The following is a 14,594-nucleotide window of genomic DNA, read 5'->3' as shown; positions in this document are numbered from 1 at the left end:
GGGTCGTATCACTCATCACGGGGGAAGCACGAGGGAAGTACGGGGGAAGTACGGGGGAAGCAGGTGGCAACCGCAGGGGGAGGAGCGACGGGCAGCCATGGGTGAGGTCTTCGCCGGCCGGTACGAACTGGTCGACCCGATCGGTCGCGGAGGAGTCGGCGCCGTGTGGCGCGCCTGGGACCACCGCCGCCGGCGCTATGTGGCCGCCAAGGTGCTGCAGCAGCGCGACGCCCACTCGCTCCTGCGCTTCGTGCGGGAGCAGGCCCTGCGGATCGACCATCCGCATGTGCTCGCACCGGCCAGCTGGGCCGCCGACGACGACCAGGTCCTGTTCACCATGGACCTGGTCGCCGGAGGTTCGCTGGTCCATCTGGTCGGGGACTACGGCCCGCTGCCGCCGGTGTTCGTCTGCACGCTGCTCGACCAGCTCCTGTCCGGGCTCGCCGCGGTGCACGGGGAAGGCGTGGTGCACCGTGACATCAAGCCCGCCAACATCCTGCTCGAAGCGACCGGCACCGGACGCCCGCGGCTACGGCTGTCCGACTTCGGGATCGCGATGCGGCTGGGCGAACCCCGTCTGACGGAGACCAACCTCGTGGTGGGGACGCCCGGCTACCTCGCGCCCGAGCAAATGATGGGCGCGGAACCGGACTTCCCGTCCGACCTGTTCGCGGTGGGCCTGGTCGCACTGTATCTGCTGGAGGGTGCCAAGCCTGACGCCAAGGCACTCGTCCAGTACTTCGCCGAGCACGGCACACCGGGTGCGCCCAAGGGCATCCCGGATCCGCTCTGGCAGGTCGTGGCCACGCTGATCCAGCCCGATCCACAGGCCCGCTTCCGAACGGCGACGGGTGCGCGCAAGGCCCTCGCCTCCGCCAGGGAGCTGCTGCCGGAGCCGGGACCCGACGACGAGTGGATCGAGATCTTCGACCAACTCGGGCCGCTCCCACCGGGCTTCGCGCCCGACGGGCCCCTGGAGCGGGCTCCGGGCGTGGACGGAGGTGTGGACACGGGCGCTCAGGCCGGCGGAGCGGGGGACACGGGCTCCCGGCCGTCGAATCCGGCCTCCGGCGCGGCCACACCCGCCGCCGACGCCGCCGGCACTGCCGGCACCGGCAACACCGCCGTACCCGCCGATCCGCGCCGGGCGACCGGCTCGCAGCCCTCCACCATGTCGGACACCGGCAGCTTCCATCTGCCGCCGCCCCATACGGCCCAGCCGGAGGAGCCGCCGGAAACGCCCGCCCAGCCGACGTACACCGCGCACACTCCCCAGGGGTTCCAGCCGCAACAGCAGCCGTACCAGCAGCCGCTCCCGCCGTTCCAGCCGTTCCAGCCGCATGAACCGTGGAACCCCACCCAGGTCCTGACCCCGGTGACGCAGCAGCGAGTCGACGCCTCCACCGCTTCGTACACCGCCCAGGAGCCGCGGTTCCCGCCGCCCGCGCCGGAGACTGAGCCGCGGCGCTCCAGACGCCGGGCGCGCCGCGCGCGCCGCCCCGGTCCCCCGGCGAAGGCGGCGGTCCCGATCCTGCTGCTCGCGCTGGCCTGCTACGCCGTGGGCTTCTGGGCGCTGACCCGTATCTGAGCCCCGGCCCGCCGCCGGGCCACCACCGTCCACACCCCGAGCAGGACCAGCAGCGCGGTGCCCGTGCCGAGGCCGGCGACCGCGACCGCCCTCATCGCCGGGTCACCGCCACCGGTTTCCCCCGCGGCCCCGGCCGCCGCCGCCCGGCGGTCCTGCCGGGTGACTTCGAAGAGCTTGTGCTGCGCGGGCTGTCCCGCGTATCCCGGTCCGGGGTGCGCGGTGCCGCTGACGCGCACGCGCAGCGTCAGCCCGTAGGGTCCCTTGCCGAACGTGTCGGCCGTCTTGGCGCTGAGATGGACGACGAGGTAGTAGAAGCCGGCGAAGCGCATGCCGCGCACGTCTTCGGCGACGGCGTACCGGTTGCGGTACTCGACGGGGGGCAGGGGGGCGATGGTGGCCGTCGTCTGGCTTCCGGTGTAACCACGGGCCACGTCGTCGACGCGGCCGCGGACGGGGTTGTGCGCCGCGAGGTCGAGGGCGCCGTTGACATAGCCGTCGCTGCTCGAACTGCCCAGTTCGGCGGTGGCGTAGAGCTGCTGGCCCCAGTCGACCGGCACCTTGTAGAAGAGGGTCTGTCCCGGCTCGATGCCGGTCCGCCACACGCCCTGTTCCAGCCCCCGTGCCGTCGCGAAGCCCGCTCCGCCGCCGCGGCTCCTGGGCTCGCCGGCGAGGGCTTCGGGGGAGGCGGAGTTCCAGACCTCGGGCGCTGTCGTGGCCCCGGCCTGCTCCAGGCGGGGTTCCGTGACGGGGGCGAGTTCCAGGTCCCAGGCGCCGGGCGAGACGGTGTTCCCGGATCCGGTGGCGTCGAGCCGCTCGACGAGCAGGTAGTAGGTGCCGGCCCCCTGGCAGAGCGTCTTGCCGCTCTCGCGCACCCCGAGCGCCGTGACGGGACGGGGGCTCAGTCCGCCGCCGAAGCGGGCGGACGTATAGGAACAGGGGGTGCCGTCGGCGTCCTGCAGCGACACCCTGATGCCGTCGGAGGCGGTGACGGTGGCGTTCGCGGGGGGTACGAGGGTGACGGGGACGTACGCGGTCGTCGTGGCGTCGAGTTCGAGGCGGTAGGAGAGCTTGGCGCCCTGGGCGATGGAGCTGCGGTACGTCCGGCCCGGCTCCAGCGCTACGGCGCCCGTGGTGCTTTTCGCTCCGGCGACGCCACGGTCGCCCGGGGCGAAGTCATAGGCGCTGCCGTCCGGCGCACCGGCCGCCACGGCGCTCCCGCTCGGCAGCAGCCCCACCGCGCACAGCACCGCGCCCGCGACGACGGCCCGCACAGCGGCAGAGCGCGGACAACGTGGACGACGGGGACGACGGAGGCTCCGGTGTCCTCCCGTCCACCGCCACGCCGTACGCCGCATCATCACGCGCCCCCTCGTCGTCGTACACCGGCCGTCGTGACCGAGTCGTGCCGGACCGTGGCCATCCTGCCCCGCTCGTGCCCGCGCCATCCGCGAAATCCGGACGAGCGTCCGAAAAGCGCCGTCTCGGAGCCCTTGCCCCGCCGCCTGCGGCGCCCCCGGCAACACAAAACCCCGACCGCGAGGGCGGCCGGGGTCTGATCAGATTCCGGTATCGGTACTCACGAACCCGTGGGCACGGAGTCAGTCGCCTCCGTCCACAGATCCTGCTCGGCGCGATCCGCCTGGATCTGGCGGTACACGAGGAGCCCGCCGATGGCGGCCAGTGCGACCAGGAGAAGCTTCTTCACCGCGCGACCTCGTCTTTCCTTGACGTAGGGGACCTCTGCCGCCCGACTATACACACCGACCGATATCGATCGGTGACCTGCGTCGGACGCCAACTCCCGCCCGCGACAGGGCAATGGGTGAGGATCGCGCCGCTCCGATCGGAGGGTGATCACACCCCCACGGACGGTCACTTTGCTCGCTCTTCGGGCTCTCTCACCCTGTTCCGGAACATTTCCGGCGCCCGTGCCTCCATCCGGGTGGTGTTCATCAGAACATCGACGCGCCACGGGCGGAGGTCCACCACTTCGCGACCCCCATACACATCATGAGGAAAGTACGCAAATCGCCCGACCCGAAAGTGAGGGGCCATGGCCCGGAACAAGGTCCTGAAGCTGTGGACCACCATTGTCACCGCCTTCCTCGCGCTGTTCACGGCGCTCGGACTCGTCTCGGCGACCACCGCCGCGGCGGTACCGCAGACCGAGACCCCGCGCAACAGCGAGGCGCATCCGACGTTGCCGTCGATGTCCCGCTGGTCCTGGTCCCCCACCGGGTCCCGACCTAACGTCAGGGCCCTGCCCCCCACGATGAAACAACGGATCCACGCGGAGGCCCACGGCAAATCCCCCAGCTGCCGCCACCGCCCCCTCGACGACACGACGGAAGCGGACGAACCGGAGGACCTGGGCGAACGCACAGCACCCCTCGCCTGCTGACAGACACGGTTGGCACGAGCAGGACAGATGTGACGGCGAGCTTGCGTACTGAACAGGCAGGACCCTCGGCCTCCACGGGCCGGGGGTCCTCGTCGCGCCCAAAACGGCCGGACTCATCAACTCGTCAAGACCTCTTTAGGAGTCGCTAGACTGAATCCATGCCCAAGGCCTACGAGGAGATCGCCGACGACATACGCCGGTCCATCCGGGAGCGCCTGCGCAAGCCCGGCGACCGGCTGCCGTCCGAGGCCGCCCTGGCCGAGCACTACGGCCGGAGCGTGCCGACCGTGCAGAACGCCTTGCGGCTGCTCAGCGAGGAAGGCCTGATCGACAAGCAGCACGGCCGCGGCAACTTCGTCAGGCGCCCCCGTACGCTCGCGGTCCGCGACAACGGGCGGCACCAGTGGGAGAAGAACCGCGCACGGGAGCCCGAGGCCACCCGGGCCGAGACCGGAGCCACGGAGCACGACACCGGTCTGCGCCTCGACGACCTCGTCTTCTACGCGAAATACCGCGAGTTCGAGGCACCCGACGAACTGGCGGACGCCTTCGGGGTACCGGTGGGCACGACGCTGCTCGAACGCACGTACAGGACGCGGTGCGCGGCCGAGACCGCACCCTTCAACCTCGTCACCTCCTATCTCGTCCGCGACCTGATCGCGGCCAACCCCGACCTGCTGGACGAGACCAAGGAGCCCTGGCCCGGCGGCACACAGCACCAGCTGTACACCGTCGGCATCGAGGTGGACCGCGTCGAGGAACGCTTCACCGCCCGCCCCCCGACGCCGGAGGAGGCGAAGGCGCTGGAGCTCCCGGCGGGCACATCGGTGATCGTCCTCAGGAAGACCTCGTACGACATCGACGGCCGCGTGGTGGACGTCTCCGTCGTCACGCTGCCGGGCGACCGCACGGAACTGCTCTTCACCACGTCCCTGGAAAGGTGGTGAGTGCCGCCGTGAGCCGGCGCGTCATCATCGTCACCGCTGTGCACGCCCCCTCGGCCCGGTTCCTTCCGGAGGCGCACAAGTCCCTTTGCGAACAACGGCTCCCGGACGGCTGGGAGTGGCACTGGGTCGTCCAGGAGGACGGAAGGACGGACGAGGTCCGTCCGTACGTCCCCGACGACGTGCGGGTGACCTTCCGGCAGGGCCGGCCCGGCGGTCCCGGCGTCGCCCGCACCATCGCCCTGGCGCACGCGGACGGCGAGTACGTCAGGACCCTGGACGCCGACGACCAGCTCACGCCGGGCGCACTCGCCCGTGACCTGGCCGTTCTGGAGGCCGACCACACCATCGGGTGGGCCACTTCCCGGGTCCTGGACCTGCTGCCCGACGGCTCGACCGCCGGCTTCCCGGGCGACCCGGACGAGGGCCCCGTCGAGCGCGGCGCCGTGCTCGACTTCTGGAAGGCCAACGGCTTCCGCGCCCAGGTCCACCCCGCGACGCTCTTCGTCCGCCGCGGTCTGCTGCTCGCGGTCGGCGGCTGGATGGCCCTCCCGGCATCCGAGGACACCGGTCTGCTGCTCGCGCTGAACGCCGTGAGCCGTGGCTGGTTCTCGGCGGAGGTGGGACTGCTCTACCGGAAGTGGGAGGGGCAGGCGACCGGACAGGCCTCCCACGTCGATCCGGTGGAACGCGAGGCGCGCATGGCGGTCGTCGAGACGAGGGCGCGGGCGCTGGCGGAGGTCGACTGGCGCTATCCGCCGACGTGAACCGCCGGATCCGCCGGATCCGCCGGATCCATCAGATCCATCAGATCCGTCGGCGGGAAGAGTCGCGGCGGTCGGGACACTCGCCGAGGTCGCGTCACCCGAGTGTCTCGGCGTCGACGCGCGAGAACACCAGCTCGCTCTCGCCCACGACCGCTCCCCGCCATCGCACCGGGGCCACCGGCCGACTCAGGGCCGCCGGATAACTCTCCGGCGCATAGTCGTTGAGCAGGCGATACGTATGGAACCCGGCCTTGCGCATGGTCTCCAGCAGGTCGTCGACCGAGTAGCCGAGCCGGGCCATGCGCTCCGGAGTGACTTCGACGGCGATCTCCGCGTCGGAACGCAGCCGGTCGAGGATCGGGGCCAGGCCCTGGACGACGGCGCCCTCCGCGCCCTCGACGTCGATCTTGATGACGCGGGCCCGGGCGATCTCCTCCGGCTCCAGGAGTTCGGGCAGCGGGCACGCCTGCGCCTCGAAGCTCGACTCGGCGGGGCCGTCGTAGGGAACGATGCTGTTGGCGCCCATGTTGTGCGAGCTGGCCAGGACGAAGGTCAGCGTCTCGCGCTTGTCCGAGACGGCGGCGTTGACCGCGCGGACGGTGCCGCACCGGTTCAGCTCGATGTTCCGCAGCAGCCTGCGGTGGAAGGCGGGTGACGCCTCGACGGCGACCACCCGGCCCGTGTTCCCGACCAGGCGGGCCGCCACCAGGCTGAGATAGCCGACGTTCGCTCCGACGTCGACCAGGACGTCACCCTGCCGCAGCCGGCCCTGGAGCCAGCGCGTCATGTGCGGCTCCCACGCCCCGAAGAGATACAGATAGCGCTGGATGAGGTCCTGGGTGTCGACCGCGAACCGGGCGCCGGAGCGGGTCTCGACCACCCGCCGCCGTGGGTGGTCGCGCAGATACGGATTCAGGTAGCGCCCGGCCAGCAGCGCTTTGCCGAGGGTGCCCGGGGCGTCGCGCACATAGCGTCGGCCGAGGGTGACCATGGCCTCGGAAAGGGCACTGCTCATGCGTTCTCGCTGATCCTTATGGCCTGGGAGGGGCACCGCTCGGCGGCTTCCTGTACGAGTCCGTCGTCGCCGGCGTCCTCATGGCCGGGCCGGACCACGCCGTACCCGTCCTCGAAGGCGAACACGGCCGGCGCGCGGTGGGCGCACTCCGCGGAACCGTAACAGAGGCCGGCGTCGATGGAGACCTTCATGCGGGGTCCCTTCCCAGCGGTGCCCCCTCCTACGCGGCCTACGCGAAAGGCAGCTCCAGCATCCGGATCGCGTTGCCGCGCAGCAGCTTGTAGGCCACGTCGGCGGGCAGGCCGCCCACATGCTCCTGGGCCACCCGCTTGGTGTCCGGCCAGGTCGAGTCGACGTGCGGATAGTCGGTCTCGAAGGTCGCGTTGTCCACGCCCACGGTCTCGATCGCCTCGATGCCGTGCCGGTCACGGAAGAAGCAGCAGAAGATCTGCCGGTAGTAGTACGTCGACGGCGGCTCCGGAATCAGGTCCTTGACCCCGCCCCAGGCCCGGTGTTCCTCCCACACGTCGTCGGCGCGTTCCAGGGCGTACGGGATCCAGCCCATCTGCCCTTCGCTGTAAGCGAGTTTCAGCCGCGGGAACCTGACCAGGACCCCGGAGAAGAGGAAGTCCATCATCGACGCCATGGCGTTGTTGAAGCTCAGCGAGGCCTGGACCGCGGGGGGAGCGTCCGGCGACGCGGCCGGCATCTGCGACGAGGACCCGATGTGCATGTTGACCACGGTGCCCGTCTCCTCGCACGCCGCGAAGAACGGGTCCCAGTAGCCGGAGTGGATCGAGGGCAGGCCCAGATAGGTGGGGATCTCGCTGAAGGTCACGGCCCGTACGCCACGGGCGGCGTTGCGCCGGATCTCGGCGACTGCGAGCTGGACGTCCCACAGCGGGATGAGACACAGCGGGATCAGGCGCCCGCCGCTGTCACCGCACCACTCCTCGACCATCCAGTCGTTGTAGGCGCGCACACAGGCGAGGGCGACCTCCTTGTCCTCGGCCTCGGCGAAGGTCTGCCCGCAAAAGCGCGGGAAGGTCGGGAAACAGAGGGAGGCCTCGACATGGTTGAGGTCCATGTCCTCCAGCCGGGCCTTGGGGTCCCAGCAGCCGCGGCGCATCTGCTCGCGGGTGATGCCGTCGAGCGTCATCTCGTCCCGGGAGAAGCCGACGGCCGCGATGATGCGCTTGTACGGGAAGAGGCCGCCTTCGTACTCCCACCAGTCGGTGATCTGGCCGTCGGGGTCGGTGGTGAACCGGTACTTGCCGCCGATGTACTGGAGCTCGCCGATGCCCGCGGTGAACGGCTTCGGCCCCTTGTCGCGGTACTTGCTCGGGAGCCACGTCTCGAAGAGGTGCGCGGGCTCGATCACATGATCGTCCACGCTGATGACCTTCGGCAGCTCACTGGTTTCGCCGGCGCTGGTGACCATGGCCTCGCCTCTCACTGACCGATGCGGTATCTGACGGACCGTCAGAAGTAGGTTAGGGCCGACTCACTTGACGGGCAAGGGGAGCGTGGACGCTCTGCTGCTCGGTGCGGTGACCACCCATGTGACCAACCATCCGATGGAGCAAAGCAGCTGGCCCGACGATCTTTCAGACGCCACCCGTCCCCCGAGGCCTGACGCCCGCGCTTCTGGTCTCTTCGCCTCCGTCGTGGCACCCTGCCCGCGCCGCCGAGCAGCGTCAGGCGTCACACCGGCGAACGAGGAGGCAGGGATGGCTGAACCGCGAGACGCACAGGACGCACAGGACGCACAGGAGGCCCTCAGGAAACTGCACTCCGCCCGCGCGCAGAGCGCGTACGACCGTGCCGCGGCCCTGTGCCGGCACGCCGGAATCGAGCAGGACGCGGCCGAGATCGTGCCGAGGAGCCCCGTCGGACGGGCCGCCAACGCCCTGCGCCTGTCCGCGGAGTCGATCTCCGCGCTCACCGGGAGGGCACCCGACCCGGCGGCGGACGCCCGGTGCGCCCGGAATGCCGCGGCCGCCGCGGCGCTGGCCGCCCAGGTCGCCCAGTCGCACGACGACACCCCCGAAGCAGTCGAGGCGCTGAACGCGGCCCTGGCCGCCTCCCGGGCCGCCGCGGTCGCGGCCGGCGGGACGGCGGCGGGAAGGGACCCGTCCCTGAACGAGGCGGCCGACGACGCGGAGGGACACGCGGTCACCGCCGCTCGTGCCGCGGGCTGGATCCGCTAGCGGGAGCCGCCGGGACCTCTGTGGTGCCGCGTCGTTCGGCTCCGGTCCCTCCCCACGTGGGGACCGGCGCCGAACGACGCGGAGCAGGCCGGACCCGAGGTCGGCGGGACGCAGCCCACGAGGGACTGTCTGCACGGGTCCTTCAAGCTCGTACGACGAGAGCGACGCCGCCGACCGGTGAATCCGGCGGAAGGTGACCGAGAACATGCGGCGTCGTGAGCTGTCTCTTCGAACGCTGAGCAGGTGGCCTGTCCGGGCGGCGTCCGTGGGACCCGCCACTACGGCGAAATCCTGCCAGTTGAGGCCCCCGCCGAGGAGGTTCCGGCGTCCGGACACCGGCTTCCTCGCAGGTCAGCCGTATAAAGTGGGTTTTCCGGTCCGGATGCCCAGGCGCGGGGAAGTTAGCGGGGAAGTAAGGGGTGGAGACCTTGGGTTCCGACTCAGGGGCACGCACAGCCTTCGCGGAACGTCTCGCGCTGCTGTACAAGGAGGCGGGAAACCCTCCCCTCAAACGCGTGGCCGAAGCGGTCGACCGGCTTCACCGGGTCGACGAACGAGGGCGTCCGGTACGGGTGTCCGCCCAGCGGATCAGCGACTGGCGGCGGGCGAAGAACGTACCGGCCCAGTTCGCCGCCCTCGCCACGGTGCTGCACGTACTGATCCCCCAGGCACGGCGCTCGCAGCCCACTCCGGTCTCCGCGGGCCTGTACGACCTGGCCCAGTGGCAGCGTCTGTGGGAGCGCGCGGTGGCCGACCCGGTGGGCGACCGGCCCGCCGGATCCGCCGAGGAGGAGGAACAGGCTCCGGCCGACGCCCCGGCCGTCCCCGGTGTGTGCCCGTACCGGGGGCTCGCCTCGTACCGCAGGCAGGACGCCCGGTGGTTCTTCGGCCGCGAGCGCAGCACGGACGCGCTGGTGGCCCAGCTCCGCGCCGCCGAGCGGACCGGCGGCCTGGTCGTGCTCGTCGGCGCCTCGGGCGCGGGTAAGTCCTCCCTGCTGAACGCCGGCCTGGTGCCCGCGCTGCAGAGCGGCGCGGCGGACGACGGGGACGGCCCGGCCCGGGGCGTCCTGCAGCTCGTGCCCGGCGCCGACCCGGTCGCGGAACTGGTCCGCCACATCCCTGAACTGGAGAAGGTCCTCTCCTCGAAGGAAGAACCCGGCACCCCGGAGTTCGGGCGGGCGGTGCGGGAGGCCGTGACGGCATGGGCGCGGCGCGAGGCGCCCGGGGCCGCCCGTCCGGTCGTCATCGTGGACCAGTTCGAAGAGGCGTTCACCCTCTGCCCCGACGAGACGAGCAGGCGCGCCTTCGTCCGGCTGCTGCACACCGCCTGCTCACCCGACCGCCCTGACGACCCGGCCCCCGTGCTCGTGGTCCTGGGCATACGCGCCGACTTCTACGACCAGTGCCTGCGCCACCCCGAGCTCGCCGACGCGCTGCAGCACCGGCACATGGTCCTCGGCCCGCTGACCACGGCGGAGCTGCGCGAGGCGGTGACGGGTCCGGCCAAGGCCGTCGGCGTGGAACTCGAACCGGGGCTCGCGGAGCTGATCGTCCGGGAGGTGAGCGCCGACGGACCCCGCGGGGCGCACGACGCCGGCGTGCTGCCGCTCCTGTCCCACGCCCTGCTCGCCACCTGGCAGCGGCGCAAGGCGGGCCGGCTGACGCTGGCCGGTTACCGCGCGGCGGGCGGAATCCAGGGGGCGGTGGCGGCGACCGCCGAGCGGGCCTGGTCCGGCCTCGACCCGGCGGCCCGCACAGCCGCGCGACTGCTCCTGCTCAGGCTGGTCCGGCTGAGCGAGGACACCCAGGCCACCCGTCGTCGGGGCACTCGGCGCCAGCTGGCCCAGGAGTCGACGGACCCCGGCAAGACGGAGGAGTCGCTGGAGGCACTGGTGCGTGCCCGGCTGGTGACCCTGGACGCGGAGACCGTCGAGATCACCCATGAGGCGCTGCTCCACGCCTGGCCCCGGCTGCGCGACTGGATCGACGAGGACCGGGGCGGCAATCTGCTGCGCCAGCGGCTGGAGGAGGACGGCCGGTCCTGGGAGGGCTCCGAGCGCGACGCGTCGCTGCTCTACCGGGGTTCCCGGCTGGAGCAGGCCCACAACTGGGTGAAATCCGCCGGTGACACCGTCCTCACCAGGAGCGCGGTGGAGTTCCTGGAGGCTTCGGTCCGGCTGCGCAGGCGCACGGTGTGGATCAGCCGTGCCGCGGTGTCCGCCCTGGTCGTACTGGCCTTGCTCGCCGTCGGCTCGGCGGTGGTCGCCCGCCAGCAGCGCGACGACGCGGTGTTCCAGCAGGTGGTCGCCGAGGCCGACCGCGTCCAGTACACGGACCCGTCGCTGTCCGCCCAGCTCGACCTGGTGGCGCACGGTCTGCGGCCGGACGACGAGGGCACGAACAGCCGGCTGATCTCGATCGTCAATGCCCCGCTGGCCACCCCGCTCCTGGGCCACACCGGCGCCGTCTACCTCACCACGTTCAGCCCGAACGGCCATGTCCTGGCCACCGCCAGCTACGACCGGACCGTCCGGCTGTGGGACGTGACCGACCCGACCCGGCCCAAGCCCCTCGGCAAGCCCCTCACCGGCCACACGAGCTGGGTGAGCACCGCGGTCTTCAGCCCCGACGGCCACACCCTCGCCAGCGCCTCCGACGACGGGACGGTCCGGCTGTGGGACGTACGGGACCCCGCTCGTCCGCGCGCCCTCGGCAAGCCCCTGACCGGCCACGGCGGCACGATCTACCTGCTCGCCTTCAGCCCGGACGGCCGCACCCTGGCCTCCGCCGACGAAGACCGCACCGTGCGCCTGTGGGACGTACACGCCCCGGCCCGGCCGGCCGCGCTCTCCACCCTGACCGGCCACACCGGCGCCGTGCGCTCCGTGGCCTTCAGCCCGGACGGCCGCACCCTGGCGGCCGGGGGCGACGACAACACGATCCTGCTGTGGAACACCGCCGACCCACGCCGTCCGGCGCCGATCGGCACCCCGCTCACCGGCCACACCTCCACGGTGCACTCGGTGGCCTTCAGCCCCGACGGCCGCACCCTCGCCTCCGGCAGCGCGGACGACACCATCCGGCTGTGGAACGTGAGCTCGCCGCGCCGTGCGCGACAGCTCGGCGCGCCGCTCACCGGCCACACCGGTCCCATCTGGTCGGTGGCCTTCAGCCCGGACGGCACCATGCTCGCCGCCGGCAGCGCCGACAGCACGGCGAGCCTGTGGAACGTCCGCAATCCGGCTTATCCGTCCCAGGTCGGCGAGCCCCTCGCGGGCAGCAGCGGCGAGATGTACGCCGTGGGCTTCAGCCCCGACGGGCGGACCCTGGCCACCGGCAGCGGCGACAACAAGGTGCGGCTGTGGTCGATCCCGGCCTCGGACATGATCGGCCGGATCGGGGCGTACCGCCCGGACGGGCGGGTGCTCGCCACGGCCGCACGCGACGGGCGGGTACGGCTGTGGAACGTGCAGACCCCCGACCGGCCCGTCCTGCTGAGCGAGCCCTTCACGACCGGGGAGCGGGACCTGCGGTCGCTGGTGTTCTCGCCCGACGGCCGCACGCTCGCCGTGCTGACCGGGACCAGCAACACGGTGCAGCTGTGGAACGTCGCCGACCCCGGCCGTCCCGTCGCCCACGGCCGGCCCCTCGCGCTGCGGACCCGGTTCGCGGGCGCCGACGCCCTGGCCATCAGCCCCGACGGCCACACCCTGGCCGCCGACTACGACGACCGGACCATCCAACTGCTGGACATCACCGACCCGGCCCGCCCGAGGCGCCTGGGCAAGCTCCTCACCGGCCACACCGGATACGTCAACACCCTCGTCTTCAGCCCGGACGGCCGCACCCTCGCCAGCGGCAGCGCCGACACGACGGTCCGCCTGTGGAACGTGACCGACCCGCGTCACGCCTCCGTCCTGGGCGCTCCCCTCAAGGAGCACCTGGGACCGGTCAACGCGCTCGCCTACAGCCCCGACGGCCACACGCTGGCCAGCGGCAGCGACGACGGCACGGTCCGGCTGTGGAACGTCGCCGACCCGCGCCACGCCACCGTCCTCGGCCCCGTCCTCAGCGGCCACACCGAGGCGGTCGTGTCGCTGACGTTCAGCCAGGACGGCCGCACGCTGGCGAGCGGCGGCAACGACGACACGGTACGGCTGTGGAACGTCGCCCGCCCCTCCTCGGCCTCCGCCATCGGCCAGTCGATGAGCCCCAACGCCAAGACGGGCAACTTCCTGTCGTTCAGCCCCAACAGCCACATGCTCGGGGTGTCGAGCGGCGCCGACACCGTGCGGCTGTGGAAGCTGGACGTGGACGAGGCGATCGGCCACATCTGCTCGATCACCCGGGGCGTTCTGACCCCGGACAAGTGGCACGAGTACCTGCCCCGGCTCTCGTACGAGCCCCCCTGCGACCGGTGACGTCACCGACCGTTTCAGACAGCGCTTGCGTGATCCCGATCACAACTGCTCGGTACAGCCGAGCAGTCGGCTCCCACGGCGCCGACAGCCTTGTTACTGTTGGCCACAGCCCGATCGCTGGTGCATCCCCCGTCGCCAGCGGTCGGGCGTTTTCGTGCGCCGTCGGGCATTGCCGCGACCCTGGAACCCGAGATGCCGCAACACGCAAAGACCCCCGGCCCTGCTGGACCGGGGGTCTTCATGCTGGTGGGGCTAACAGGATTTGAACCTGTGGCCTCATCCTTATCAGGGATGCGCTCTAACCAACTGAGCTATAGCCCCGCCGCGCTCTGCGGTGTGTGTCCCGCGCGCTGACTCCTGAAGATTAGCGCACGACCGGGGCAGTCCCAAAATCGGTTGTCGGAGGACCGTCAGCGAACGTTCGTACGCCGGTCACTCGTCCTCGGCCAGCGTCAGTTCGACACCGCCGACGAAGCCCGCGGAGAGGTTGTAGATGAACGCGCCGAGGGTGGCCAGGGCCGTCGCGAGGACGACATCGATCACCGCGATGATCGTCGCGAACATCAGGACGTGCGGGAGGGACAGGAAGGCCTGCAGGTCGAAGCCGTTGGCCTCGTTCGAGCCGGTCGCCTCCGAGATGGTGCCGCCGACCGTCGAGAACACGCCCATCGCGTTCATGACCATCCACAGCACGGCGGACGCGACGATCGTGCAGATGCCCAGCGCGATGGAGAGCAGGAAGCTGACCTTCATCACCGACCACGGGTCGGCCTTGGCCACGCGCAGCCGCGCCTTACGGGTGCGGGGCGTGGTGCGCGCGCCGGTGCGCGCCCGGCGTACGGCACCTGCCGGAGCCTGCGCCGGGTAGGCCTGCGGCGGATGGTAAGGCCCGGAGGGCTGCTGCTGCCGGCGCTCGCCGGGCAGCGGCGAAGCGGCCTGCGCCTCGGGGGCGGCGGCCGGGGGCTGGGCGCCCGGAGCGGCCGGGCCCGCTCCAGCCGCGTACTGCTGGGTCTGCGGGCCTCGGGTGTCCGTCACAGTTCCCCCCTGGGATCCATGAGTGTCGGGCGAGTGCGAGTCGGTCCCGGAGGACTTGACCGGCTTGAGATTGGTCGTGTGCGGGTCCGTCGGGGTTCCCGCGTTCGTGGCGGAGCCACGGCCGCCGCCGTCGTTGTGCTTACCGGCAGAGGTCCCGGTCGAGCTACCGACCGGACCGGCGCCCGTGGCTCCGCTCACGCTGACTCACTCCTC

The 14,594-nt window shown here is 71.6% G+C and carries 12 protein-coding genes and 1 tRNA gene; 6 read left to right on the top strand and 7 right to left on the bottom strand.

Annotated elements, in window-relative coordinates:
- The first annotated feature begins 97 nt into the window (after positions 1–97).
- Positions 98–1,588 carry a serine/threonine-protein kinase gene (locus ACZ4EG_RS18225; RefSeq protein ID WP_467791256.1) on the top strand — a complete coding sequence of 497 codons (1,491 nt, stop codon included), beginning with the start codon at positions 98–100 and terminating at the stop codon, positions 1,586–1,588.
- Here the strand turns inward: ACZ4EG_RS18225 and ACZ4EG_RS18220 are convergent.
- Both ACZ4EG_RS18220 and ACZ4EG_RS18215 read right to left on the bottom strand, forming a co-directional pair.
- Complete coding sequence (locus tag ACZ4EG_RS18220) at positions 1,552–2,946, bottom strand: hypothetical protein (RefSeq protein ID WP_467791255.1); 1,395 nt, start codon at positions 2,944–2,946, stop codon at positions 1,552–1,554. The genes ACZ4EG_RS18225 and ACZ4EG_RS18220 overlap by 37 nt on opposite strands.
- Positions 2,947–3,164: 218 nt before the next feature.
- The gene (locus ACZ4EG_RS18215; RefSeq protein ID WP_003999697.1) at positions 3,165–3,293 is read right to left on the bottom strand and encodes a DLW-39 family protein; all 129 of its coding nucleotides are present in this window, start codon (positions 3,291–3,293) and stop codon (positions 3,165–3,167) included.
- A 348-nt stretch (positions 3,294–3,641) separates the two neighbouring features.
- Between ACZ4EG_RS18215 and ACZ4EG_RS18210 the strand changes: the two genes are divergently transcribed.
- The 3 genes from ACZ4EG_RS18210 (at position 3,642) to ACZ4EG_RS18200 (ending at position 5,700) form a co-directional block, all read left to right on the top strand.
- Complete coding sequence (locus ACZ4EG_RS18210; RefSeq protein WP_467791254.1) at positions 3,642–3,989, top strand: DUF6344 domain-containing protein; 348 nt, start codon at positions 3,642–3,644, stop codon at positions 3,987–3,989.
- Positions 3,990–4,147: 158 nt separating this feature from the next.
- On the top strand, positions 4,148–4,936 hold the full coding sequence (locus tag ACZ4EG_RS18205) for a GntR family transcriptional regulator (RefSeq protein ID WP_453546958.1): 789 nt from the start codon (positions 4,148–4,150) through the stop codon (positions 4,934–4,936).
- A gap of 8 nt (positions 4,937–4,944) precedes the next feature.
- Positions 4,945–5,700 (top strand): glycosyltransferase family 2 protein, encoded by a 756-nt coding sequence (locus ACZ4EG_RS18200; RefSeq protein ID WP_467791253.1) that lies wholly within the window; start codon positions 4,945–4,947, stop codon positions 5,698–5,700.
- A 94-nt stretch (positions 5,701–5,794) separates the two neighbouring features.
- On the opposite strand, the gene ACZ4EG_RS18195 is transcribed toward ACZ4EG_RS18200, so the two are convergent.
- From ACZ4EG_RS18195 to ACZ4EG_RS18185, 3 genes are read right to left on the bottom strand one after another with little or no spacing between them, the layout of a single operon-like run.
- Positions 5,795–6,715, bottom strand: a complete 921-nt coding sequence (locus tag ACZ4EG_RS18195; protein WP_467791252.1) for an FkbM family methyltransferase — start codon at positions 6,713–6,715, stop codon at positions 5,795–5,797.
- On the bottom strand, positions 6,712–6,906 hold the full coding sequence (locus ACZ4EG_RS18190; protein ID WP_263210617.1) for a ferredoxin: 195 nt from the start codon (positions 6,904–6,906) through the stop codon (positions 6,712–6,714). Before ACZ4EG_RS18190 ends, ACZ4EG_RS18195 begins: the two co-directional genes overlap by 4 nt.
- Positions 6,907–6,944: 38 nt before the next feature.
- Positions 6,945–8,156 (bottom strand): amidohydrolase family protein, encoded by a 1,212-nt coding sequence (locus tag ACZ4EG_RS18185; RefSeq protein ID WP_467791251.1) that lies wholly within the window; start codon positions 8,154–8,156, stop codon positions 6,945–6,947.
- Between the two features lie 289 nt (positions 8,157–8,445).
- On the opposite strand from ACZ4EG_RS18185, the gene ACZ4EG_RS18180 reads away from it, so the two are divergent.
- Together ACZ4EG_RS18180 and ACZ4EG_RS18175 are read left to right on the top strand one after the other, a co-directional pair.
- The gene (locus ACZ4EG_RS18180; protein ID WP_467791250.1) at positions 8,446–8,925 is read left to right on the top strand and encodes a hypothetical protein; all 480 of its coding nucleotides are present in this window, start codon (positions 8,446–8,448) and stop codon (positions 8,923–8,925) included.
- 419 nt (positions 8,926–9,344) lie between these two features.
- Positions 9,345–13,346 (top strand): nSTAND1 domain-containing NTPase, encoded by a 4,002-nt coding sequence (locus tag ACZ4EG_RS18175; RefSeq protein WP_467791249.1) that lies wholly within the window; start codon positions 9,345–9,347, stop codon positions 13,344–13,346.
- Between the two features lie 244 nt (positions 13,347–13,590).
- Here ACZ4EG_RS18175 and ACZ4EG_RS18170 read toward each other — a convergent pair.
- Positions 13,591–13,667 (bottom strand) — tRNA-Ile (locus ACZ4EG_RS18170).
- 111 nt (positions 13,668–13,778) lie between these two features.
- A complete protein-coding gene (locus ACZ4EG_RS18165; RefSeq protein WP_453546944.1) occupies positions 13,779–14,579 on the bottom strand; it encodes a DUF3566 domain-containing protein in 801 nt (266 codons plus the stop codon).
- Between the last annotated feature and the right edge of the window lie 15 nt (positions 14,580–14,594).

The organism is Streptomyces sp. NPDC025638, from assembly GCF_055558775.1.
Note: the sequence above shows the minus strand (reverse complement) of the source record. Positions and strands in the feature narration are given on the sequence as shown.